We start from the raw sequence: 22969 nt of genomic DNA, 5'->3' as shown, positions 1-22969 counted from the left end.
TTTACTTAAAATTTATAAAATTTTCTATCTCTTTTGAAATTAGCTCTATGCTTTTAGATGCGTCTATAAAAAGCGTTTCAAAGCTATTTTTGATAAGAATTTGCTTCATTAGGCTTTGCACTTTCAAAAGATATTCTAGCCCACGAGCCTCGATCTTATCGCTTGTGCCTCTATTTTTTAGGCGCGAGCTTATTAGCTCAGCACTTGCTTCAAAAAAGACTATTTTGTCTGCAAATTTATCATTTAGCGCAAATTTATTAAGCCCCAAAAGCAAGTTTTCATCTAAGTTTTCATCATTTGCCAAAGCATAGGCGATGCCAGAGATAAAGCCTCTGTCGCTTAAAATAAGCCTACCTAAATTTGGAGCGACTAGCTTTTCAAAATGCTCAGCTCTATCAGCTAAAAAGAGTAAAATTTCAGCTCTTTTGCCTATTTTTATGTTTGAACTAAGCAAAATTTCTCGCAGATTTTCACCTAGCTGCGTGCCACCAGGCTCTTTTGTGACGATGGCATCACTAAATTTAGAGGCTAAAATTTCTATTTGCGTGCTCTTACCAACGCCGTCAATTCCTTCAAATAAAACATACATTTTACGCCTTTAAATTTTTTAGAATTTTTGCTGGCACTAGGTTGCTCACGTCGCCGTCGTGGCGCAAAACTGAGCGAACTATCGAGCTTGAGATGAAGGCGTTATTTAAGCTTGGCATAAGATAAACTGTCTCAAATTCGTCCCAAAGTGCAGCATTTGCGTAGCCGATTTGTAGCTCATACTCAAAGTCACTAACCGCGCGAAGTCCCCTGATGACGGTGTTTATGCCGTGCGATTTAGCAAAATCAACAAGTAAGTTATCAAAACCAAGCACACTTACATTGCCAAGCTCACAAACTGCCTCTTTTGCCATCTCGATGCGTTTTTCATGTGCAAACATCGGCTGTTTGCTATCACTTTTTGCAACTGCGACTATGACTTTATCAAAAATTTTTGTAGCCCTTATGATAACGTCTAAATGGCCATTTGTTATGGGATCAAATGTCCCTGGATAGATGCAGGATTTTTTCAAATTTGCCACCTTTTGTAAAGATTATTTTGGATTTTTAAGGCATCAAGCCACTTGCCGATGATGAAATTTTCCATATCAGAAAGGCTCTTTATGCCTGCGTAGTAGCCTAAAACTGGCGGAGCGATGGTAGCTCCAAGAGATGAGAGCAGCTGCATCTGAGAGAGTGTGATCGTGGAAAACGGCATCTCTCTAACGCCCAAAACTAGGGCTTGTCTCTCTTTTAGCGCGACACTTGCGGCCCTTGTGATGAGCGTGTCACTTATGCCGTTTGCGACCTTTGCCAAAGTATTAGTAGAGCAGGGCACTATGATCATAGCATCCGTGCCAAACGAGCCAGAAGCTGGACCTGCGCCAAGATCCAAATCATCATAAATTTTCACGCCAAGATTATCTAAATTTAGCTTTAAATTTTCCTCAGCTTCCAAGACTTTCATGGCATTTTTACTAACTATGACGTGCGCCTCGCAACTATCTTTGGCAGCCTTGACAAGCTTTAAAAAGAGTCCAGCCCCACTTGCTCCAGTGGCTGCAAACACTATCTTTTTCATCTTATCACTGCCTCATCTTTACCTGAAACTGTGGCCTGTAAAATTTTATTATCTTTTGTTCTTATCTTTATCATATCACCTAAATTTCCATCCTCAAGTGCCTTTACTTCAGCTATTATCTTAACGCCATCCTCGCTCAAAACTGCATTTAGCATTTGACCTTTTTTTACTAAATTTATGGCGTTAAACTGACGCTTGGTTAAAATTTCACCACTTTTTATCTTCACTTTTGTTATAAGAGCTAAGCTATTTGAGTTAGAAAGTGCATCTTTTGGCCATTTGCCAAACTCAATCATCGTTGGCTGATAGTCAAGCAGGCTTAAAATGTGGTTTGTATTCATTGAATTTATCGCTATGAAGGCTGGCATCTTAGCGTTAAAGCTAAATTTAAAATAGATACTTTTTAGGCTCAGATCAAAATCCTCAAATGAAGCTCTAAATGTACCTTTTTGACTATTTTGATCACCTAAAAAGATATTTTTTAGGACGAGCTCTTTGAAATTTGCTGGAAGTTTATTTTGTGGACTGATGCTAAGATCACTTATGCTGATACCGGGATATTCATCACTAATTGATCTTAAAAATTGCATTTGAATCTCATCCATGATAGAGCAGTTTTTTACAAAAGCAACGCTTCCACCGCTTTTGTCATTATATGTTTTAAAATTTGCTGTTAGAATTTCATAGAGCTTTTTGCTATCTATCTTGGCAGCTCTTTTGCCCTCTAAGTTTAAAATTTCATTGTCTTCGCCTTCAAAGCCAAAAGTACTAAGTGAAATTTGATCATTTACGACACAATACATCGGATATATGCTGACTTCATTTGCAAAAAGTTTTGTGGAAAATAAAAAAATGAGTATAAAAAAGATGGAGCGGGAAACGAGATTCGAACTCGCGACCCCAACCTTGGCAAGGTTGTGCTCTACCCCTGAGCTATTCCCGCAATCAAAATGAAGTCCGCATTTTAACAGATTGTTTTTCATTTGTCAAGGATTATGGAAGTTTTATTAGTGAAATTTCATCATTTTTTAAAATTTCACTTTGATCTGGGCTGGTTATCAAGACAAAATCACTCTTTAATATATGCTTTATCATACCTGAGCCATATTTTCCGCCATCAGTTGCTATAAATTTACCATCAGTTACATTACCAAATACCGCATTTGCTCTGCCAGATTTTACCTTTAAATTTTCACCATTTACTGCTTTTTGCGTCACAAAACATTCGTCTTTTAAAAGTGGTAAAACAAGCATCATTAGGCATAGATATGCTGCCATTGGATTTCCAGGGAGCACAAAGACAAGCTTGTCATCTTTTTCATAAGCCTTACAAGGTCTGCCAGGTCTTATGTCAAGATGTGAGAAAATTTCGCTGTATCCAAGCTCACTCAGAGCTATTTTCATAAAGTCGGCCTCACCAGCGCTTGCTCCGCCAGAGCAGATAACAATATCGTAGTTCGCAGCGTTTAAAAATGCCTCTTTTACGGCGCTAAGTTCATCTTTTATGATGCCAATATATGAGCTTTTTTGACTTATGGAGCTTAAAAGTGCGGTTATGCCAAAGGCATTTGCGTTGTAAATTTCATCTTCGCTCGCTCTTTGCCAAGGATCAATGATCTCATTTCCGCTTGAGTAAACTGCAATGCTTGGCTGCTTTTTTACATCTATAAAGCTTATGCCCTGAGCCGCTAACATCATCACGCTTCTTGTATTTAAAATATCACCACTTTTTAGGAGAGTTTCGCCTATTTTCGCCTCTTCGCCTTTAAAGCGGTAGGCATCACCTTTTTTAAGCTTCTCTGGCGCTTTTACAAACTCGCCCTCAACGATGCAGTCTTCAAACCTCATGACCGTGTCAGCACCCTTTGGCATCTTAGCACCTGTCATTATCTTCACGCACTCATTTTTGCCGATGCTTAGCTGCTCTTTGTCGCCTGCAAAGGCGCTTGCGATGATCTTATAAGGTTTATCTTTTTCATCAAATTTGACCGCAAATCCATCAAGTGCTGAGTTGTCAAAGCAAGGCAAGTCTTTGACGGCCATCACGTCATTTGCTAATGTTTTACCAAGAGCCTCACTAAGAGGTAAAATTTCACTCTCATTTTTTGGTTTAAATTTAGCTTTTAAAGCTTCAAGTGCCTCATTTACTAGCATTTTTACTCCTCAAGCCTAACGATTTTTGCTCCAAGGCTTTTAAATTTCTCCTCAAGCCTCTCATAGCCTCTATCAAGGTGGTAAATTCTATGCACCAAGCTTTCACCATTTGCTATAAGAGCAGCTAGTATCAGTGCTGAGCTTGCTCTAAGATCTGTTGCCATCACATCGGCTGCATTTAAATTTGCAGGGGCATAAACACTTGCAATATGTCCATTTAATTTAATATCCGCTCCCATTCTAGCAAGCTCACTAACGTGCATAAAGCGGTTTTCAAAAAGTCTCTCATCTATCGTGCTAACGCCATTTGCTGCAAGGCAAAGCGCCATAAATTGAGCTTGCATATCTGTTGGAAAGCCCGGATACTCGGTGGTTCTTATCTCTACTGGTTTTATCTCTTTTGCTGGCAATATCGTGATCTTATCGCCGTCTACTTCGATACCAAAGCCCATCTCTTCAAATTTATTTAAAATGGCTGTCATATGGGTTGCATTTGCCTTTGTGACTGAAATTTTGCTATTTGTTATAGCTCCAGCACAAAGGTATGTGCCAGCTTCGATCCTATCAGGGATGACCTCGATATTGCAAATTTCAAGTAACTTTTGACCGCTGCCAGTGATCTTTAGCTTGCTTGTGCCAATGCCTTCTATTTTAACGCCACTATTTGCTAAAATTTCACAAATTTGCACCACTTCAGGCTCAAGTGCTACGTTAAAAAGTTCTGTTGTACCGTGAGCTAGGGCTGCTGCCATGATGATGTTTTCGCTACCAGTTACAGTGATCTTGTCAAAAACGATCTTTGCACCTTTTAGTCCATTTGGTGCTGTTGCGACGACATAGCCTTGCTTTATTTCGATATTTGCTCCCATTTTTTCGAGTGCATTTAGATGCAGATCAATAGGTCTTTGTCCGATCGCACATCCTCCAGGTAGGCTCACTTCGCAGTGTCCAAAGCGCGCTAGAAGCGGACCAAGTGTTAAGATAGAAGCGCGCATCTTTCTAACAATGTCGTAGTTTGCCGTTGTCGAATTTACACTGCTAGTGTCGATACTTAGCGAGTTTTCGTCTTTAAATTCACACTTTGCTCCTAGATTAGTTAGCAGTTGGCAAAGCGTTTTTATATCAGCGACATTTGGGATATTTGTTAAATTTACACTTTTTTTTGCAAGTAAGGTTAGGGCGATGATCGGTAGAGCAGCATTTTTAGCACCGCTTATTTTTACTTCGCCACTTAGTTTTGCATTTCCTTTTATCTTTAAATAATGCATCATTGCTTTTTGCCTTAAGAAAATATGTTTTTTGCCGATATTATATTGCTTTTTAACTTAGAATAAAGAAAGCAAAGCACTATTTCCGGTTCATTTACGTTTAAAAGTTAAAATTGCAAATACTAAAATTTTGGATATAAATATGTCAAATTCAATAAATAAAAAAATCTTTTTTATATTTAGCATTATATTTTTTACAGGTTGTTCTTTTACCTCTAATCAACCGACAACTCCGCAAAATGAAACAAATCAAACCGTAACTTCAAGCGTTGATTTTAGCGAGCAAATGATTGGTGAAATCATAGATGAAGACAACGATAGAGAAGATAAAAAATTTGGTTCTTTTTTTAAAAAATACCTAAATACAAGAGCGGGCGGTGATTGTTCTGGGTTCGTTTCTATCGTAAATGCAAAGTATCAAAATATGTATTTTGATGAAAAGATAATAAATCGCTACTACGATAATGGCGGTAGAAAGTCAAAAGCGATCTATAATTTTTATGAAAGTAAAAATTTAATTACTCATAAAAATCCAAAAATAGGCGATCTTGTATTTTTCTCAAATACTCTTGGCAAGGGTGTTCAGAAAAATAAAGATAAGAAAAATATCACTCATGTTGGCATAGTTACGGCTATCCTTGGCGATGAGACAGTAAAATTTATACATAATTCTGGCGGAAAGATAATTCATAGCTATATGAATCTAAAACAAAAAAATGTGCATCTAAAAGGAAATCAAGAGATAAATAGTTACCTTGTAAGATGTTCAAACTCAAGTTGCTTGGCAGCAAATAGATTTGCTGGATATGGCAAAGCAAAATAAATCAGAAATTTTTACTAAAAACCTTTTAAAACAAATACTAGGCTCAAATTTTAAGCATTATTTATATAAATTTACACTCGTAAATACAGATTTATATAAAGAGAAAATATGAATTTTTTTGATGAAATTTGGGAAATTTTAAATGAAGGCGAGATTGGGCTTAAATTTTTAAAATTTGAGCTATTTTATGAGAAATTTAAACGAGATTTTAATATAAATTTTTGTGAAAGCTCTAAACCAAACGAGCTAATAGCACCAAGCTACGCAAAATTTTGTGAAGTAGTTAGCATGAAAGAGCTAAACAAAAAAGTAAAGCCAAAGGATAAAAATTTAAATTTTATCCATTCGGTAGCTCATATTGAATTTAGTGCTATTGACATCGCGCTTGATGCTTGTTATAGATTTAGAAATTTGCCAAGAGAATTTTATGAAGACTGGTTAGAAGTGGCTGAAGATGAGATCAGACATTTTTGTATGATAGAAAATTTGCTCTTAAAACAAGGCGGTAGATACGGCGAGCTAAGTGTGCATGATGGGCTTTTTATCGCACTTCAAAAGACTTCAAGTAGTCTAACTAGTCGTATGGCATTACTGCCAAGATACATGGAGGCAAATGGGCTTGATGCAAACGCTCATATTATAAAAAGGCTTGAAGGTGAAGGTGGCAACGAAGAGCTGATAGAGTGCCTAAAAGTCATCTTAAAGGAGGAGGTCTCTCATGTTTATAAAGGCGATAAGTGGTTTAAGTTTGCTTGCAAAAAAGAGGGTATTGACGAAAATAGCTACTTTGACATTATCTTAAGTTTGTATCCAAATTCATTTAAAAATGTTAGAGAGATCAATGAGCAAGATCGCTTAAAAGCTGGATTTAGTAAAGAAGAGCTTTGCTTGATAAAGAATTTCTCAAAGGAGAGATAGTGAGTAAAATTTATTTCATAAGACATTCAAAAGCAGTTGATGAGAATAAGGACGGAGCTAAAGATGCCTTAAGGGAGCTTAGCCAAAAAGGCAAAGAGGACGCTAAATTTATGGCAAATAGGCTAAAAATGTATGATGTGATGCCAGGAACCATCTTTTCAAGCAGTGCTAAAAGGTGCGAACAAACGGCAAAGATTATCGCCAAAACTTTAAAATTTAAAGAAGAGATCGATCTTATAAATGAGCTTTATGATATAAGCTTTGAAGATCTTTTAAAATTTGTTAAAAATATAGATGAGAGTTTGGATGAAATTTTTATCATCACGCACAATCCAAGTATAACTGAAATTTGTGAGTATTTAAGCGATTCGTCAATAGACAATATCCCAACTTCTGGAATATTTTGTGTTGAGTTTAGATGTAAATTTAGTGATTTGAAAGAGGGTGGTGCAAAAGCATTATTTTTTGACCACCCCAAAAAACATCAAAGATAATTTAATACTTTAGTTCTTATCTTTAAAAATTTCGTTATACGAAGTAAAAATTTGCTCGCTTAGATCTTCTATTTTTTTAGACTTATCAACAAAATAATTTAAATTTTGTTCATTATAGCCAGAGGCTGACTTCTCTAGCAAGAGTTTGATTTCATTATTTAGTGATGCTGTAAGCTCTTTTGACTTATCAAAATTTTTGTTTTGTTTGTGTTCGCTTATACTCTCGTTCTCATACCAATCTAGCAGACTTTGTGCTAAATTACGTATTTCTTCACTATATCCTTGTTCGTTTATAAGATCAGAGTACACTTTAGTTTTGTAAGCGATTTGCGAAATTTTTGCGATTATGGCAAAGGTTTTATTTTCGACATATTTTGATGTTTGAGCAGTATTTTGTGCGTTTGCATTAAACTCACTCAATACCTTTTTGAAATTTTCTACATTTTGTGTCGTTAGTTTAGAAATTTCATCAATTTTTTTAGAATTTTCATCGATATCATTTACCTCTTGCTGAAGTGTTTTTATATTGACTTCTATGTCGCTTGCGGCTTTTTGTGTGTTTTCAGCTAGCTTCCTTACCTCATCAGCGACTACCGCAAAACCACGTCCATGCTCTCCTGCACGAGCAGCTTCAATGGCAGCGTTAAGAGCAAGTAGATTTGTCTGATCGGCAATATCTTTTATTAAATTTAAAACAGAGCTTATTTCAGAAGCCCTAGTGCTTAGCATACCAGTAGCATTTGAGCAGCTTTGTACTAGACCATCAAGCTCTCCCATGTTTTGACTAAGTTCGACGATGTTTGACATATTTTCTCTTGCTATTTGTGCAGTTTGTCTAGCATCTGTTGCCGTTTGGCTTAAATTTTTGATACTTTCGTTTAGATCATCTCTTACATAATTTATACCATTTATACCGTTTCCAAGTTTGTCAAGCTCGCTTGATAGAAGACCTCTAACCTTGCTTTTTTGGCCGTCTTTTATACCTGTGACACCCTTGCTCATAGATATGGCATTTCGTTTAAATAAACCCCTAAACCCTTCTACAAATATATTTCTATATGTTTTTGAGTTTTGTGCAGCTTGGACTGAGGTTGAAATTTCACGTTGAAGCGCCTCAACCTGATCTAATAGATCATTTATGCCAAGGGCGACTTCATACATCTCGTCCTTTTCTCCAACATTTACAATACGAGGCTCTAGTATGCCATTGCTTGCCGATTTGACAACACTTAAAATCTCATTTATTGCATTTGATTTTTTCTTAAACATATCTAGAACCTTTGTAAGTTGTTTATAAATTCATCATAGCTTGTTGATTTTTCTTCTAAGAATTTTAATAAATATTTTTTAGATGCTTCAATACCGCCATCTCGTTCTAGCTCAAGTAATTTTGCATAAAGTGGTTTTATGGTCTCTATCGCTTTTGCATTTGGCTTGCGTCTAACAGAATAGTATCCAACGATATTATCTTGCTGATCAAGCGAGGCTGTGATATTGCCAAATACCCAGTAAAATCCACCATTGAGAGTTTTATTTTTAATAAAGGCAAAAATTTCCTCTTTATTTTGTATACGTTCCCAAAGTAGCTTGAAAATAACTCTTGGCATATCAGTGTGCCTTATTATATTGTGCGGTTTTCCCAAGAGATCACCTTGTTTTACTCCTACGATATTTAAAAAAGGCTCATTACAATAAGTAATCCTTCCTTTTGTATCCGTTTTTGAAACTAAAAATGCGTTCTCATCAACGCCATATTCTTTTTCTATAGACATTTTACTCCTTTAAATATAGATTTAATTTTTAACAGCTTTTGCCATATCCCACATTGGCATAAATATACCAAGGGCGAGCAAAAGCACCATAGCTGCGATAAATATTAGTAGTATCGGCTCAATATAGTTTGAAATATTATCAATAATATCATTAAATTTCACTCTATAATAATCAGTAACTTTTTGTGTCATGTCATCTAAGCTACCACTTTGTTCGCCAGCACCTATCATCTGTATAAGCATACCCTCATAAAGCCCAGTTTGCCTAAAGGCCTCGGTTAAGCTTATGCCACGACCAACCAGTACTTTTACAGCAGTTAGCTTATTTCTTATGTCTTGATTTGAAACAGTTACAACGGCAGTATCTAGCGCATCAGCAATAGGAAGTCCCGCGCGAACAAGCTCTGTAAAGATTAGATTAAATCTACTCATATTTGCAAAAAATATTATCTTGCCCACAAGATAGACTTTTAGTAGATATTTATCGACCTTATCCCTAAAATTTTCATCATTTGAATATTGCCTTTTTAGCAAAAAAGCAAATGCGACAAGAACAACTATTATATATATGCCGTAATTGCTCATTATGTATTCAATGTTTAGTAAAATTTTAGTAGGAAGAGGGAGGTCGGCATTAAGCTGGCTAAAAATTTCTCGAAATTGCGGAACAACTGATGTCATGAGCACAATAAAAGCCAAAATTATAGAGCATATTACGGTTATTGGATACCTTATGGCTTTTTTAAATTTTTGCTGGTTATCACAGACTTCTTGCAAGATAGAAGCTAGCTTTGATAATGCATCAGCCATATTACCAGTACTCTCTCCAAGCCTTACCATAGCGACAGTGACATCGCCTAGCTCTTCTTGAAAATTTTCTATACTTTGAGTTAAACTTGCACCTTGATTTAGGTCTTCATCTAGCGTTTGAAATATTGTTTTTAGCCTTTTATCCTCGGTAGCATTTGCTGTCTCTTTTATGCCATCATGTATTGATATACCAGCATTAGTCATAACGCTAAGTTGCCTTATGGTAGCAACTAGAGCTGGAATTTTTACTTTCGAAGAAGAGAAAATTTTGTTAAATTTTTCTTGCAAGTCCAAAAAATCATTGTTGATACTTGAGACCTGAGTTTCTTTTATCTTTACTATCATGCCTTGAATATTTACACGATTTTTTACATCATTTTTGCTATTGGCCTTTAGGCTCATCTTTTGGCGTTTGCCATCTTTTATATATTCTATTTCGTAAAATTTCATATCTTGGCAACTCTATATACTTCTTCGATTGTTGTTACACCATTTGCTGCGCGTATAACGCCATCATGGAACATATCTATAAAGCCTTCGTCATAGGCAGCCTTTTTAAGCTCTTCTTTTGAAGCGTTATTTGCTACGATACTTGCTATATGATCGCTGATAGATAATATTTCGCTTATCATTTCACGCCCTAGATATCCAGTTTGCGAGCAGTGCTGGCAACCTACGCTTTTATAAAATTGATAATCTTCAGGAAGAAATTTCTTAATCTCATCAAGAGCTTTTTGAGATAGCGTGACTTTTTGTTTGCAATACGGACAAAGCTTTCTTACAAGCCTTTGAGCCTCGATGCAAACTAGTGCGCCACTTACTAGATATGGCTCAATGCCCATATCAACCATACGAGGTAAAGCGCTAATAGCGTCATTTGTATGAAGTGTAGAAAAAACTAAGTGACCAGTTAGTGCCGCTTGAATTGCGATTCTAAGCGTCTCTTGATCTCTGATCTCGCCTATCATAATAATATCTGGATCTTGCCTCAAAATAGAGCGCAGAGCCGAGATAAAAGTAAGCCCAGCCTTCTCATTGACATGTACTTGTTGGATCATATTTAGCTGATACTCGACCGGATCTTCAACGGTAATAATCTTAGTTTTTACACTTTTTATATCATTTAATGCACCGTAAAGTGTAGTCGTTTTTCCTGATCCTGTCGGACCAGTAACTAGGATAATGCCATAAGGCGCTTTCATACTCTTTTTAAATTTAGCAAAGTTATCTGGATGCATACCAAGGTCTTCAATGTTTATGATAACTTTTGATTTGTCCAAAATTCTTAAAACTATGCTTTCGCCATTTAAGATAGGTAGCGTAGAGATACGAAAATCGTACTCTTTGTCTAAAATTTGAGCTGAAAATCTACCATCTTGTGGGCGGCGACGCTCCGCAATGTCCATGTTTGAAAGTAGCTTCATACGACTAACCATCGGCGGATAGATATCTTTATCGAAGATAAAAGTCTCGCTTAGCATACCATCTATCCTGCTTCTTACAATACAGTTTGTCTCTGTTGGCTCAATGTGAATATCACTTGCTCTACTTTGAATGGAAGTTTTTAAAATAATCTCAATAAGCTTTAAAATACCAGAACTTTCCGTGTTTTGACCTTGGCTAGTTGAGCTAGAAAGCTCTTTTCTGATCTCTGAAACGACGTCTTTTATGCTTTCGTTAAGGGCTATTTTGTTTATATACTTTTCTATCTGGGCTGGATCTGCGCAAGCTACTTTTAATAGCTTTCTGTTAAATAAATTTTGAACTTTATCTTGAATGATCACGTCAAAAGGATTTTTAAAAGCAACATAAACGCTTATCTCGTCTTCTTTTACGGGTATGGCGTTATATGATTTTAACTGCGAGGTGCTTAGTTTTTCACTGATACGGTAGTCGATATCTATATCATCAAGATCAAAAAATGTGATTTTAAATTTATAACATACATATTGAATAAAGCGCTTTTGATCTATCTGAAGACTAGTCGAAATTTCATCAATGTCAGTGTGTCCTCTTCTATAAATATCAGATAGAATTTCAAAAAAAATCTCTTCTTCTAGCATATTTTCTTCAAGCAAAATAGCCAAAAGACTTTTTTCGTTTATCTTTTTTATCTCTATAATCTTTAAAATTTGCTCATTATTTAGTTTATTAAGTTGCTCTAATGTTTTTAGCGTTAAATTTTCTAAATTATTCATCTCTTCTCTTTATCTATATTCAATCTGCGAAGTAAGATCGTCATTTTTAAAAATTTTTAAAATTATTTTTGCAAAATTTGAGCCAGCGATTGCACTAAGCTCATATCTTGTATCTGAATTTGGCTCTTCAAAAATAAATACGCCAAGCTCCTCAACGTATTCTTTTTTGACAAATTTATCAAATATAAATGAAAGAATGTAATCGCTCTTTGGAAGCCTAATATAGCTTATATCAGCCCCATCCAAGATAGCATGAAGCAATAGCTTTTTTTTAAGCAATATATCAGCAAAATATGCTGCATTCTCTCTTGAACTTTGTGTTTTTGATAGTTTGCTTGCTGGAAGAGCGAGCCTATCTATATCATTTGTTTTTAAGCAAGATATACCAAAGATATTAAGAAATTCTTCATTTTGTGAATCTTTTAAAAGATCTTGTATTTTTTGATTACAAATTTTAGGATATTCAGCCTTTTCAAAATAACTTTTGATGTCAGCCGTCCCAATAGCAAAGGCATTTAATGATAAAAATATAATAAGTAAAAATTTCACAAGGTATCACTTTTTATCTTATTTATTAGCTCATTTATTTCTGGCTTATTTTTATTTTTATTATATTCTTCTAATGCACGCAATGCGTCATCTTTTTGTTTTAGCATATATTTTGCCTTAGCAAACATGACCCAAGACTCCTCAATGCTACTATCTAAATTATTTGCCGATAGTGCCCATTTTATAGTGTCGCTATATCTTTTATCTTGATAGCATTTTCTTGCTATTTTAAGGGCGATTTCTGGATTTTTGCTTTTATTAAAATTTTCTTTTAGCATAGAAATTTCATTGTTTTCACTTGAAATTTGAATATCAATTTTTGGCTTTGCCTTTGGTTCTAATTCTATTATCTCTTCATTTGGTAGAGGCTGTTCATTTTGTATATTTTCATTTTCAGTTGGTAAATTTAGCTTTAGCCAACCGCCACCACTTCTTTGTTTTTTATCTGGTGCCTGCTCTTTATTATCTTCATTTAGTTTTATGGATTGTTCTAGCTTTTTAGCTATTTTCTCAGCAAGCTCATCTTGTTTTTTATCTGATTCAAATCTCTCTTTTGCCTGCTCGCTTTTTTGTTTGCCATCTTCTAAAATATTTTTGCTGATATTGGTTTCAGCAAAGGTTATGTTTTTTTCTTTTATATTTGTTTGTATTGTCAAATTTTTCTCAATTAAGGCTGGGGTACTAGTTGTCTCTTTTTTGTTTTTAGTATTTGAGAAAAATAAAAAAGCACCAAAGATAAAAGCAATTAGCAAGATCGTAATTATTAAAAGACCTAGCTTTTTATGTGACAACAATTTTAAAAGGCTATTTTTATTCTTTTTTTCGTACTCTTCATAAAGCTTTTCTAACCTTTGAATTTCTTGTAATTCAAGCATGAATTATTCCTGTATCAAGTGCAGACATTATCAAAATTTTAATATTTGCGTCCTCGCTACTTAATTTTGATGGCTGATTTTGTTCATAATATTCACAAATTTCATAAAATTTATACATAATTTTATTTAGTGTGCGTAGATTTCCGCAACAAAGCTCATAGGCCTTGTCATAGTCTTTTTTCTGAAAATTTAGGTATTTATCGTAGCCCTTTTGTCCTATTTTTCTTTGCAAATAAACTATGATTTCATTCGTGTTTGCACTTCCAAGCTCTATGCTCTCCCAAATTCTAGTTTGAAAATAGTCCTTTGCTAACACATCTTCATTTTCAGTTTTATGAATCGTAAATAGAAATTTAAATAATCTTGTATCGGCCATCAGCCTTATTTTTTCGATCAATTCAGTAGGATAAAGTTGTGCTTCATCCAGAATGACGACTATTTGGTTTTGTAAAATTTCATCTTTATTTTTAAATTCTTTTGAGTAGTATGCAACAAAACTTTCAAAATTATTTATATTATCAAGCTTATTTCCGTATATATCTTCACAAAGAGCTTCTATAAATGTAGCCTCGCTAAAAAAAGGATGCGGGAAAAAAATTAATTTTTTATCCTTTTGAAGATCAGAGGCTATTTTGTTTAACAAAAAAGTCTTTCCACTGCCAGGCTTACCATAAAAAAGTATAAGCTTTAGTGGCTTTTTTAGAGCTGAGACGATCTTATTGTAACAAGTGATTGAGTTATCTAGATTAACAAAATCAGCTACTTCGTCTTCGTTGATAAAGATATCTTTTATATCTGTATAAATATTCTTGTTATTCATAGATCGTTTTAGAAAAACCTAAGTCTTTTAATGATTGATTAAGTGGCTTTTTTTTGTCAAAATCAACTACATGAGGAGTGATGACAAAGATAAGCTCTGTTGTTTTTATATTGTCTCTTGTGCTTTTAAAGACACCACCTATAAGTGGAATGTCGGAAAGAAGAGGTACAGAAGTATTATTTTTACCCTTTGTCTGGCCTATTAATCCACCAAGAATAATAGTATCACCGCTATCAACTTGAACAACAGTTGAAAGCTTCTTTTGTACCGTATCTGGAGCAATCTCTCTTAACGCATTTTGTCTTGTGTCGTCTTCAGCGTATTTAAAGTTACTAAGCGATGGATTGATTCGAAGCATGATTTTGTTGTTATCAGAAACTTCTGGTAATAAATTTAATAATATGCCAATAAAAACAGAGTATTGCTTGTAGGTAGTTGTTAGCCTATCACTATTGCTGTTTCCATTGTCAGTTTTTTGTTGAACACGGTAGTTTATATTATCACCAACTGAGATTAGTGCTTGTTGATTATTAAGTGTTGTCACTTTTGGGCTTGATATAACCTTTGTCTTTCCATTTGTTTCAAGAAAATTTATCATTCCATCAAGGCTGAAATTTAAATTAGCTGCAATATTTAATGTACGTCCAAATCCATCACTTAGGCTATTTCCTTTATTTGTCCAAGTAGCACTTGAGCTAGGATTGTTTCTTGAATTACCAATGTATGTATTAAACCCAAGTTCAAATTTACTCCAATCAACGCCTTGCTTGTATTCATTATTTAACTCAACTGAAATAATAGAAACATCAATAATTACTTGTTTTTTTAGTCTTTTTTGCATTTCATCTATATATTTTTCGACTCGCTTAAGTTGAGAAGGAGTGGCCGTAACAGTGATAAGGCCTGCGTTTTGATTTATGATAGGATCAGGTGCTGTGATATGTTCGCTACTATTATTTAAAATAGCTTTGAGCTCAGCATCTAGTTTTTCCCAAAAGTCAAACCTTTCGGTAGTTTTTATAAGGTTGCTTGAGCCTTGAGAGCTATCATCTTGGGAATTATCACTGCTACTTGAACCACTAGAAATTTCAGATGGAGTAGCATCCACTGAAGCTTGGGTGACAGCAGTTCCTTCTCTAATAGAAGTTATATAATCTAGTTTAAAAATTTGAGTTTTTAAAGATGAAATTTTTAATACATTATTTGAAAACTCGTAGCTTAAATTTTTCTCACTTAAAAGCAGGTCAAAAACTTCGCTAAGACTCATATTTCTGATATTAACGCCAAAAACTTTATCTTTTAGCTCCGTTTTACTATAAGTATCCTTTGCAACAATACTAAAGTTACACATCTCTGAAAGCTGATTTAACACATCTACTAGCGCAACATCATCTGAAATTTTCATATTAAAATTCTTGCTTAAACAACTACTTTCGTTGGCACTAGCATAATTCATATTTAAACAAATTAGTGCACCTATTATTAATATTTTATTTAATCTTAATCTCAACATTTTTACTTCCATTTTTTAAAATTAGCTCTTGTTTTTCATCGCCTTTTACTAAAAAAACACTATTTCTAGTAATATTGGCTATTTTGTAACCATCAACAATATCACCGACAGCATACCATTTGGAATCAATATTTGCTTTGTTTAATAAAATTGCTTTTAAACTAAGCCCTTTTGAAGCTTGAGTAATAATTGATAAATTTTGATCTGTTATCGTCTTGATAGGTTCTTGCTTAAAAGGATTTTTTATGCTCGAAAGCTCAATATCACTAAGACCGCTCCTTTTTTCCTTTATTTTTTCAAAAATTTTATCATAAGAGTCCATTTCTTCTTGAAGCTGATTAGCAAAAGCAATATTTAAAAATAAAAAAGCCAATAAAATTTTTATTTTCATTAGTATTTCATCCCCCAAACAGATATTGAGATCTTAGCGCCAAGCTCTTTTTGGGTAGAATTTACATCCATTTTATGAAGATCAACTACTAGCTTTGATTCTTCAAGACCATTTATATATGAAAGCATATCTTTAAAACCTCCCAAAAATGTCAAGTCAATATTTAAAATTTGCTCAATCTTTTGGAAATTTGGCTCTTTTATATCGCTTTTTAATTCTAAAATTTTTATATTATTTTGCTTTGCTAAAGATACGATGTTGTCTAAAAAATTTGCCCAATTTTGATCGTTAAATAATAAAAATGATAGTTCTTTTAGCTTTGAATCAAAATGGGCATTAAATTTTAAAACGCTAGAATATTTGCTTTTTAGCGCTTCAAGTATTTTGGACTCTTCATTTATTTTAAAATTTTTATCCCCACTAGGTGAGCTAGTTGATCTTAAATAATCTCTTGTTCTTGAAAGATCATTGCTAATTTTAGTATGCGAATTAAATCTTTCATCATAAAAATCTTGCGACGGATCAAAGCAAAGCATATAAACAATATAAATAATAATTAAGGCTGAACCCAAAAAAATTATATTTGTTTCGCTTTGTTTTTTTGCGTCAAAATACTTATCTATTTTACTTAAAACGTCTTGTCTCATTGCCTAATCTCTATACTTATATTACTTTCATACTCGTTGTTTTGCTTATCTTCTTTAATTTTTTTTGTATTTACTGAATATTTAGGCATCTTGCTAATATCTTTTATCAGCTGCGTAATCCTTTTTTCATTATCGCTAACAACCGTTACAGTTAAATTTTTATCGTTATTTTTAATATTTGTTATAAAAACGCTATTATTGTTTATCATATCTGTAATTTCAAAAAGATTTAAACCTTTCATTACGTAGTGATCTTTTTTGTTTTCAATTTCTTGAAGTAATCCTTTTCTAAAATTTAACTTCTCTTCCTCTTTATCAGTTAATCCCTTTATATCATTTTGATCTTTTTTTAGTCTTTCAAGAGTACTTCTTATTTGTGCTGCTTGTGTATTAAGTACATCAAGCTCATCGCTTAGTCTTTGCGAATCTGCCTCTAAAATACTGCCAGCTATATAATTATAAAGAGGATAGGACATGCTTAGGCAAAAAGCAGCAGCACATGTCAGTATAAATTTACCACTTTTTCTTTTTGTGAACGGATCAGGCCTGAGCAAATTTGAGAAGTTAAAATCAGCATTAAAGGCCTCTTTTTTATAAAAATTTGCATACAAAGCCATCATGTTATATCGTTCACTAATGGCTAAATTTTTAGAATTTATTACAGTGCTTGTATTTAATTTCGTAGCATTTGTGCCAAGCTTTGTATTGATAAATTTTTCAAAACGCTCTATTTTATAGTCACAGTCAATATAGATATTTTTTATATTTATGCTATAGATTCTATTGACAACATTTATCGTGTCATTTACGTAAAATATATAGTCCTCAAAAACAGTATTTAGATCGTAGCTAAAGCCTTCTTCATTGCTATCTAAAAGTCCTCTTGTCTTTAGGATATCTAAAAAACTTTCTAGGCTTACTCTTTCGCCGCTTTGCTCTATAAATTTATCTTTTAGATAATTTAGTGTGTATCTTAAACCTCTTGATGTAAGGTATTCTCCATTTACATAAATGCTTATAAATGCTTCATCGGCCCTAAATGTCAAAAAACAATCACTCTGAGTGCTAGGAAGCAAGCCTTTTTTATATATAGCACTATATAAAAGTGGCTCTACAACGACATAATCTATAAAAGGTACTCTTTTAGAAATATTTTTAAAAATTTTATTTATCGTTTCATTTGTAGCAATAAAAACATTAAAAATCCTATCTTCTTTTTCAACATTGCTTTCAAAATAAACTATTTTATAGTCAATCGCAGGATCAAGAGAGAGCTCTTCGTAAATTTTGATAGAGATATTGTTTTCAATATCCTCATCATCTATTGTTCTTGAGATGTTTATGGTAGCTGTTATTATATCTTTGTACTCGATATAAGATATAAAAAAGTCTCGCTTTAGAATATTCTTTGAAAGACTTAGCGTATCGACATTGCTATTAGAAAATCTAAAACCTTCATATTCATAAGGATCTAGTGTAACGATTGGATTATCGTTAATTTTTCTAAGCTTTAACATAAAAATTTACCTCATAATGCTCTAATTGGGCTGTATTTTAATATTTTTACAATAAAAAATCAATAACCAATTATTTTATTAAGGCTCTTTTCTTCTTTGCTCCAACCTTTTTTAACGACTACATCAAGCTTTAAAAAGACCTTTGATCCGGTTAAATTTTGTATTAACTTTCTTGCAAAAATTCCTATTCGTTTTATCGTTTCACCATTCTTACCGATGATCATACTTTTATGGATTTCACGCTCAGTGATGATACTTGCAAAAATTTCAGTTATACCTATTTTTTCTTTTACACTTTTTATGATCGTATCGCTAAGATATGGAATCTCATCGCTTAAATTTTCATATATCGCTTCTAATATAAATTCTCTAAAAATTTCTTTTTCATTTGTTGAAGTAAGAAATTCTGGATCGTAAAAATATTCATGCTCTGGCAAAAGCTTGCAAATTTCATCAAGAAGCGGCTTTTTATAAGTAGGTTGCTTGGTGCTAAAAGTAAGCAAAGCTGCAAATTTATCTTGAAATTTCTGGTACTGAGTGATCTTTTCTAAGACTTTAGCGTTTGAGCTCTCATCGACTTTTGTTAGCACTAAGATGTGCGGTTTTTCAGGATTTAGAGCTAGGAATTTCTCATAGTCGCTTGTGCCATCATGAATAGGTGCTAAAAATACGATGAGATCGCAATCTCCCATCGATTTTATAGCTTGGCTAATTAGTAGTTGATTTATCGCCTTGTTGCTCTCGTGAAGTCCTGGCGTGTCGGTGAAGATGATCTGATCTTCACCGTTCATCACGATGCCATTTATCTTTCTGCGAGTTGCGTTTTGCTTGTGCGAGACAATGGTGATCTTTTCGTTCAATAAGGCATTTAAAAACGAGCTTTTGCCAGCATTTGTGCGTCCTATGATGCTAACAAAGCCTGATTTCAAAGTATGTACCTCGCTAGATCTTGATCCTCAACCACGTCTTTTAGGCGCTCTTTTACAAGCTCTTTTGTCACATTTATCTTCTCGCCGCTTTTTTCGCTAGCCTCAAAGCTGATATCTTCTATCACGCGCTCGATCACCGTATGAAGGCGTCTAGCGCCGATGTCTTCCATCTTTTCATTTGCTGCGTGAGCGATCCTGGCTATCTCTTTTATCGCTTCATCGTCAAATTCTAGCTCAACATTTTCGGTTGAGAGTAGGGCGATGTATTGTTTTAAAAGCGAATTTTTTGGCTGAGTTAAAATTTGATAAAGCGCGTCCTCATCAAGGCTATCAAGCTCGACTCTTAGTGGAAAACGGCCTTGAAGCTCTGGGATGAGATCGCTTGGCTTGCTTATATGAAAGGCACCAGCAGCGATAAATAAAATATGATCTGTCTTTAAATTTCCAAATTTTGTATTTACATTTGAGCCCTCAACGATCGGTAGCAAGTCTCTTTGCACGCCTTCTTTGCTAGGATCTTGTCTATTTGAGCTACCTGAGCCAACGGCCACCTTATCGATCTCGTCTATAAAGATGATGCCCTCGTTTTCAGCTCTTCTTAAAGCCTCTGTTTTTACGCTCTCAAGGTCTAAAATTTTATCATTTGCCTCGCTTTGAAGAGCTTTTTTGGCGTCTTTTACCTTCATCTCTTTTTTGATATTTTTACCGCCAATGCCAATTATCTTTATAAAGCTCTCTTGCATCTGCGCCATATCAGGTGGCACATTTGAGCCAGCTTCAAGCGGGTTTTGCTGTACCTCTATCTCTATACTTAGCTCGTCAAGCTCGCCGTTTCTTAGCCTATTTAGCATTTTTTCATAGCTCTTAGAGTACTCTGCTTGTTTATCTTCACTTGCACCTTTTGGAAGTGGCGGAAGTAACTTTGAGACGATCTTTTCTTCGATGTAGGCGTTGATTTTATCTTGGTTTTTTTCGCTTTGCTCGTTTTTTACGAGATTATATGAGGCCATTGCAAGGTCTCTTACCATGCTCTCAACGTCACGGCCAACAAAGCCAACCTCAGTATATTTACTAGCCTCAACCTTGATAAATGGCAGTCCCATCATCTTTGAAAGTCGCCTTGCGATCTCAGTTTTACCAACGCCAGTTGAGCCGATCATCAAGATATTTTTTGGCATGATGTCATCTTGCAGGCTTTTTTCAAGCTTCATGCGGCGATATCTGTTGCGAAGTGCGATCGCTATGATCTTTTTGGCGTCCTTTTGACCGATCACATAGTCATCTAAAAATTTAACAATTTCTCTTGGTGTTAAGTTCATTTTCTCTCTTATTCTAAAACATAAGTTTTGATGTTTGTATTTGTATAGATGCAAATTTCGCCGGCGATCTTGAGACTCTCTTTGACTAGCTCTTCTTCGTCTATATCGGCAAATTTATCTAAGGCACGGGCTGCTGAAAGGGCATAGTTGCCACCGCTTCCGATAGCTGCTATCTTACCATCTTCAGGTTCTACTACATCTCCAGTGCCACTAAGTAAGAAAATTTTATCCCTATCAAGCACAAGCATCATCGCTTCAAGCTTTCTTAGATACTTGTCTTTGCGCCATTCTTTGCTAAATTCTATCACCGCCTTTAGCAAGTCGCCCTTTGTATGTTCCAAATTTTTCTCAAACATATCAAAGAGGTTAAACGCGTCAGCAGTGCTGCCAGCAAAGCCAGCTAGGACTTTGCCGTTATGAATTTTGCGAATTTTTACGGCATTGCCTTTTAAGACGGTGTTGCCAAAGCTTACCTGGCCGTCGCCGCCGATGACTGATTTGTTTTTGCCTTTGTAGGCTAAGATGGTTGTCGCATGAAACATCTATTCTCCTTGCACATCAACCTTTAAGCTCGCATTTATCGAGTGTCCAAGCTTTACATGAACGTCATAAAGGCCGACTGCTTTTAAGTGAGTGTCCATGTCGATCGCTCTTTTTTCTACGACTAAATGGTGAGTTTTTTCAAGCTCTGCTACGATCTCCTCTTTTGAAACCGAACCAAAAAGTGAGCCATTTGCGCCAAGAGTTTTTTTGATGACGACTGTCACTTTTGCAAGCTCTTCTTTTAGTTTTTCTAAATTTGCGATCTCATATTTTAGCTCTTCAGCCTTTCTTTTTTGAGCCGCTTCGTATTGGCGAAGCACATCTGGAGTGGCTGCTTTTGCAAAGCCTTTGCCGATTAAGAAGTTGTTGCCGTAGCCGTCTTTTACCTCTTTTATCTCGCCAGCTTTTCCAAGTCCTTTTACATCTTTTATTAATAATACTTTCATTTTTGTCCTTTTTAAATTTTATTATTAGTCAAATTTTCGCCCATTTTTGCGTGCGATTATAAAGCGAAGTGCATTTAGCTTGATAAATCCCTCTGCATCTTTTTGGTCATAAACGCTATCCTCTTCAAACGTGCAGTACGCCTCGCTAAATAGATTATCATCTTTGCTGTTTCTACCAAGGATGATCACATTGCCTTTATAAAGCTCAACTTTAACTGAGCCATTTACGTGCTCTTGGCTCTTGTCGATGAGTGCTTGGAGCATATTTCGCTCAGGTGACCACCAGTAGCCGTTGTAAACTAGCTCGGCGTATTTTGGCATGATCTCATCTTTTAAATGAGCAGCACCGCGATCTAGCGTGATACTCTCTATCGCGCGGTGAGCTTTTAGCATTATCGTGCCGCCTGGTGTTTCGTAGCAGCCGCGGCTCTTCATGCCAACTGAGCGGTTTTCTACGATGTCAAGTCTGCCGATGCCGTGTTTTGCGCCAAGGCGGTTTAGCTCGGTTAAAATTTCAGCTGGGCTCATTTTTTTGCCGTTTATGCTCATTGGATCGCCTTTTTCATAGCCAATCTCTATGATCTCGCTCTTATCTAGAGCATTTTTAGGGTCAACACTCCATCTCCACATATCATCTTCTGGTGCGTGGCTCGGATCTTCAAGCACTAGACCTTCGTAGCTGATGTGAAGTAAATTTGCGTCCATTGAGTATGGGCTCTTGCCTGGTTTTTTAGTGATATCTATGCCGTTTTTCTCAGCGTATGCCAAAAGTTTTTCACGGCTATTTAGATCCCATTCACGCCATGGAGCGATGATAGTTAGATTATCGCCAAGTGCGTAGTATCCAAGCTCAAAGCGAACTTGGTCGTTGCCTTTGCCTGTTGCCCCATGACTCACGCCATCAGCGCCAACAAGTCTTGCGATCTCACTTTGACGTTTTGCTATTAATGGGCGCGCTATCGATGTGCCAAGCAGATACTCGCCCTCGTAGACTGCGTTTGCTCTAAACATTGGAAATACATAATCACGTACAAATTCTTCTCTTAAATCTTCAATAAAAATGTTTTCAGGCTTCACACCAAGTGCTAGGGCTTTTTTGCGTGCAGGCTCTAGCTCTTCGCCTTGTCCGATGTCAGCCGTAAATGTGACTACTTCGCAGTTGTATTCATCTTGAAGCCATTTTAAAATAATGCTTGTGTCAAGTCCGCCTGAGTATGCTAAAACAACTTTTTTTACATCTTTTTTCATAGCTGTCCTTTTGTTGAAATGGTCGTATTTTAGCCTAAATTGATTAATTTTTAATAAATTAATTTAATGAATAATTTAAGATTTTACTAGAAATTTTTACAAAAAAGGTTATTGTTTAAAATTATG

25 protein-coding genes and 1 tRNA gene are annotated in these 22969 nt (G+C 35.0%); 3 read left to right on the top strand and 23 right to left on the bottom strand.

Annotated elements, in window-relative coordinates; all coding sequences use genetic code 11:
* Position 1 precedes the first annotated feature (1 nt).
* From tmk to murA, 7 genes are all read right to left on the bottom strand, one after another.
* Complete coding sequence (tmk, locus tag CVT18_RS05760) at positions 2–589, bottom strand: dTMP kinase (protein ID WP_107824330.1); 588 nt, start codon at positions 587–589, stop codon at positions 2–4.
* Between the two features lies 1 nt (position 590).
* Positions 591–1061: a pantetheine-phosphate adenylyltransferase gene (gene coaD / locus CVT18_RS05755; RefSeq protein WP_021089128.1), complete on the bottom strand. Its 471-nt coding sequence runs from the start codon at positions 1059–1061 to the stop codon at positions 591–593.
* Positions 1058–1609, bottom strand: a complete 552-nt coding sequence (locus CVT18_RS05750; RefSeq protein ID WP_107824329.1) for a UbiX family flavin prenyltransferase — start codon at positions 1607–1609, stop codon at positions 1058–1060. The genes coaD and CVT18_RS05750 overlap by 4 nt, the downstream gene beginning before the upstream one ends.
* Positions 1606–2412, bottom strand: a complete 807-nt coding sequence (flgA, locus tag CVT18_RS05745) for a flagellar basal body P-ring formation chaperone FlgA (RefSeq protein ID WP_107824328.1) — start codon at positions 2410–2412, stop codon at positions 1606–1608. The genes CVT18_RS05750 and flgA overlap by 4 nt, the downstream gene beginning before the upstream one ends.
* A gap of 65 nt (positions 2413–2477) precedes the next feature.
* Positions 2478–2552 (bottom strand) — tRNA-Gly (locus CVT18_RS05740).
* Between the two features lie 50 nt (positions 2553–2602).
* Positions 2603–3763, bottom strand: coding sequence for a molybdopterin molybdotransferase MoeA (locus CVT18_RS05735; RefSeq protein WP_103628238.1), 1161 nt, complete (start codon positions 3761–3763; stop codon positions 2603–2605).
* Between the two features lie 2 nt (positions 3764–3765).
* A complete protein-coding gene (gene murA / locus CVT18_RS05730; RefSeq protein ID WP_103628237.1) occupies positions 3766–5034 on the bottom strand; it encodes a UDP-N-acetylglucosamine 1-carboxyvinyltransferase in 1269 nt (422 codons plus the stop codon).
* Positions 5035–5173: 139 nt separating this feature from the next.
* On the opposite strand from murA, the gene CVT18_RS05725 reads away from it, so the two are divergent.
* From CVT18_RS05725 to CVT18_RS05715, 3 genes are all read left to right on the top strand, one after another.
* A complete protein-coding gene (locus CVT18_RS05725; RefSeq protein ID WP_103628236.1) occupies positions 5174–5854 on the top strand; it encodes an NlpC/P60 family protein in 681 nt (226 codons plus the stop codon).
* A gap of 108 nt (positions 5855–5962) precedes the next feature.
* Positions 5963–6772 carry a ferritin-like domain-containing protein gene (locus CVT18_RS05720; RefSeq protein ID WP_103628235.1) on the top strand — a complete coding sequence of 270 codons (810 nt, stop codon included), beginning with the start codon at positions 5963–5965 and terminating at the stop codon, positions 6770–6772.
* Positions 6772–7266 (top strand): SixA phosphatase family protein, encoded by a 495-nt coding sequence (locus CVT18_RS05715; RefSeq protein ID WP_103628234.1) that lies wholly within the window; start codon positions 6772–6774, stop codon positions 7264–7266. Before CVT18_RS05720 ends, CVT18_RS05715 begins: the two co-directional genes overlap by 1 nt.
* Positions 7267–7275: 9 nt before the next feature.
* Here CVT18_RS05715 and CVT18_RS10795 read toward each other — a convergent pair whose 3' ends face one another.
* From CVT18_RS10795 to CVT18_RS05635, 16 genes are all read right to left on the bottom strand, one after another.
* Entirely contained in the window at positions 7276–8043 is a 768-nt protein-coding gene (locus tag CVT18_RS10795) for a methyl-accepting chemotaxis protein (protein ID WP_413784330.1), read from the bottom strand.
* A 494-nt stretch (positions 8044–8537) separates the two neighbouring features.
* Positions 8538–9038 (bottom strand): PAS domain-containing protein, encoded by a 501-nt coding sequence (locus CVT18_RS05705; protein WP_085657368.1) that lies wholly within the window; start codon positions 9036–9038, stop codon positions 8538–8540.
* 21 nt (positions 9039–9059) lie between these two features.
* Positions 9060–10298, bottom strand: a complete 1239-nt coding sequence (locus tag CVT18_RS05700) for a type II secretion system F family protein (RefSeq protein WP_103628232.1) — start codon at positions 10296–10298, stop codon at positions 9060–9062.
* Entirely contained in the window at positions 10295–12046 is a 1752-nt protein-coding gene (locus CVT18_RS05695; protein WP_103628231.1) for a GspE/PulE family protein, read from the bottom strand. The genes CVT18_RS05700 and CVT18_RS05695 overlap by 4 nt, the downstream gene beginning before the upstream one ends.
* Positions 12047–12055: 9 nt before the next feature.
* The gene (locus tag CVT18_RS05690) at positions 12056–12595 is read right to left on the bottom strand and encodes a hypothetical protein (protein ID WP_103628230.1); all 540 of its coding nucleotides are present in this window, start codon (positions 12593–12595) and stop codon (positions 12056–12058) included.
* On the bottom strand, positions 12592–13470 hold the full coding sequence (locus tag CVT18_RS05685) for a transformation system protein (protein ID WP_103628229.1): 879 nt from the start codon (positions 13468–13470) through the stop codon (positions 12592–12594). Before CVT18_RS05685 ends, CVT18_RS05690 begins: the two co-directional genes overlap by 4 nt.
* On the bottom strand, positions 13463–14290 hold the full coding sequence (locus tag CVT18_RS05680; RefSeq protein ID WP_103628228.1) for an ATP-binding protein: 828 nt from the start codon (positions 14288–14290) through the stop codon (positions 13463–13465). Before CVT18_RS05680 ends, CVT18_RS05685 begins: the two co-directional genes overlap by 8 nt.
* Positions 14283–15803 carry a pilus (MSHA type) biogenesis protein MshL gene (gene mshL, locus CVT18_RS05675; RefSeq protein WP_087577174.1) on the bottom strand — a complete coding sequence of 507 codons (1521 nt, stop codon included), beginning with the start codon at positions 15801–15803 and terminating at the stop codon, positions 14283–14285. Before mshL ends, CVT18_RS05680 begins: the two co-directional genes overlap by 8 nt.
* Positions 15781–16194: a hypothetical protein gene (locus tag CVT18_RS05670; protein WP_180999661.1), complete on the bottom strand. Its 414-nt coding sequence runs from the start codon at positions 16192–16194 to the stop codon at positions 15781–15783. The genes mshL and CVT18_RS05670 overlap by 23 nt, the downstream gene beginning before the upstream one ends.
* Entirely contained in the window at positions 16194–16841 is a 648-nt protein-coding gene (locus tag CVT18_RS05665; protein ID WP_103628227.1) for a pilus assembly protein PilO, read from the bottom strand. The genes CVT18_RS05670 and CVT18_RS05665 overlap by 1 nt, the downstream gene beginning before the upstream one ends.
* The gene (locus tag CVT18_RS05660; protein WP_103628226.1) at positions 16838–18358 is read right to left on the bottom strand and encodes a C4-dicarboxylate ABC transporter; all 1521 of its coding nucleotides are present in this window, start codon (positions 18356–18358) and stop codon (positions 16838–16840) included. The genes CVT18_RS05665 and CVT18_RS05660 overlap by 4 nt, the downstream gene beginning before the upstream one ends.
* A 59-nt stretch (positions 18359–18417) precedes the next feature.
* Positions 18418–19287, bottom strand: a complete 870-nt coding sequence (gene era / locus CVT18_RS05655) for a GTPase Era (protein ID WP_107824327.1) — start codon at positions 19285–19287, stop codon at positions 18418–18420.
* On the bottom strand, positions 19284–20606 hold the full coding sequence (hslU, locus tag CVT18_RS05650) for an HslU--HslV peptidase ATPase subunit (protein ID WP_103628224.1): 1323 nt from the start codon (positions 20604–20606) through the stop codon (positions 19284–19286). Before hslU ends, era begins: the two co-directional genes overlap by 4 nt.
* An 8-nt stretch (positions 20607–20614) precedes the next feature.
* Positions 20615–21148, bottom strand: coding sequence for an ATP-dependent protease subunit HslV (gene hslV / locus CVT18_RS05645; RefSeq protein WP_021084582.1), 534 nt, complete (start codon positions 21146–21148; stop codon positions 20615–20617).
* Complete coding sequence (gene rplI / locus CVT18_RS05640; protein ID WP_107824326.1) at positions 21149–21595, bottom strand: 50S ribosomal protein L9; 447 nt, start codon at positions 21593–21595, stop codon at positions 21149–21151. It lies immediately after the preceding gene.
* A 24-nt stretch (positions 21596–21619) separates the two neighbouring features.
* Positions 21620–22843 carry an argininosuccinate synthase gene (locus CVT18_RS05635; RefSeq protein ID WP_103628222.1) on the bottom strand — a complete coding sequence of 408 codons (1224 nt, stop codon included), beginning with the start codon at positions 22841–22843 and terminating at the stop codon, positions 21620–21622.
* Between the last annotated feature and the right edge of the window lie 126 nt (positions 22844–22969).

Origin of the sequence: Campylobacter concisus, from assembly GCF_003048405.1 — a bacterium.
GTDB classification, from domain to species: Bacteria; Campylobacterota; Campylobacteria; order Campylobacterales; family Campylobacteraceae; genus Campylobacter_A; species Campylobacter_A concisus_Q.
This window is presented reverse-complemented; position numbering and strand designations above follow the sequence as displayed.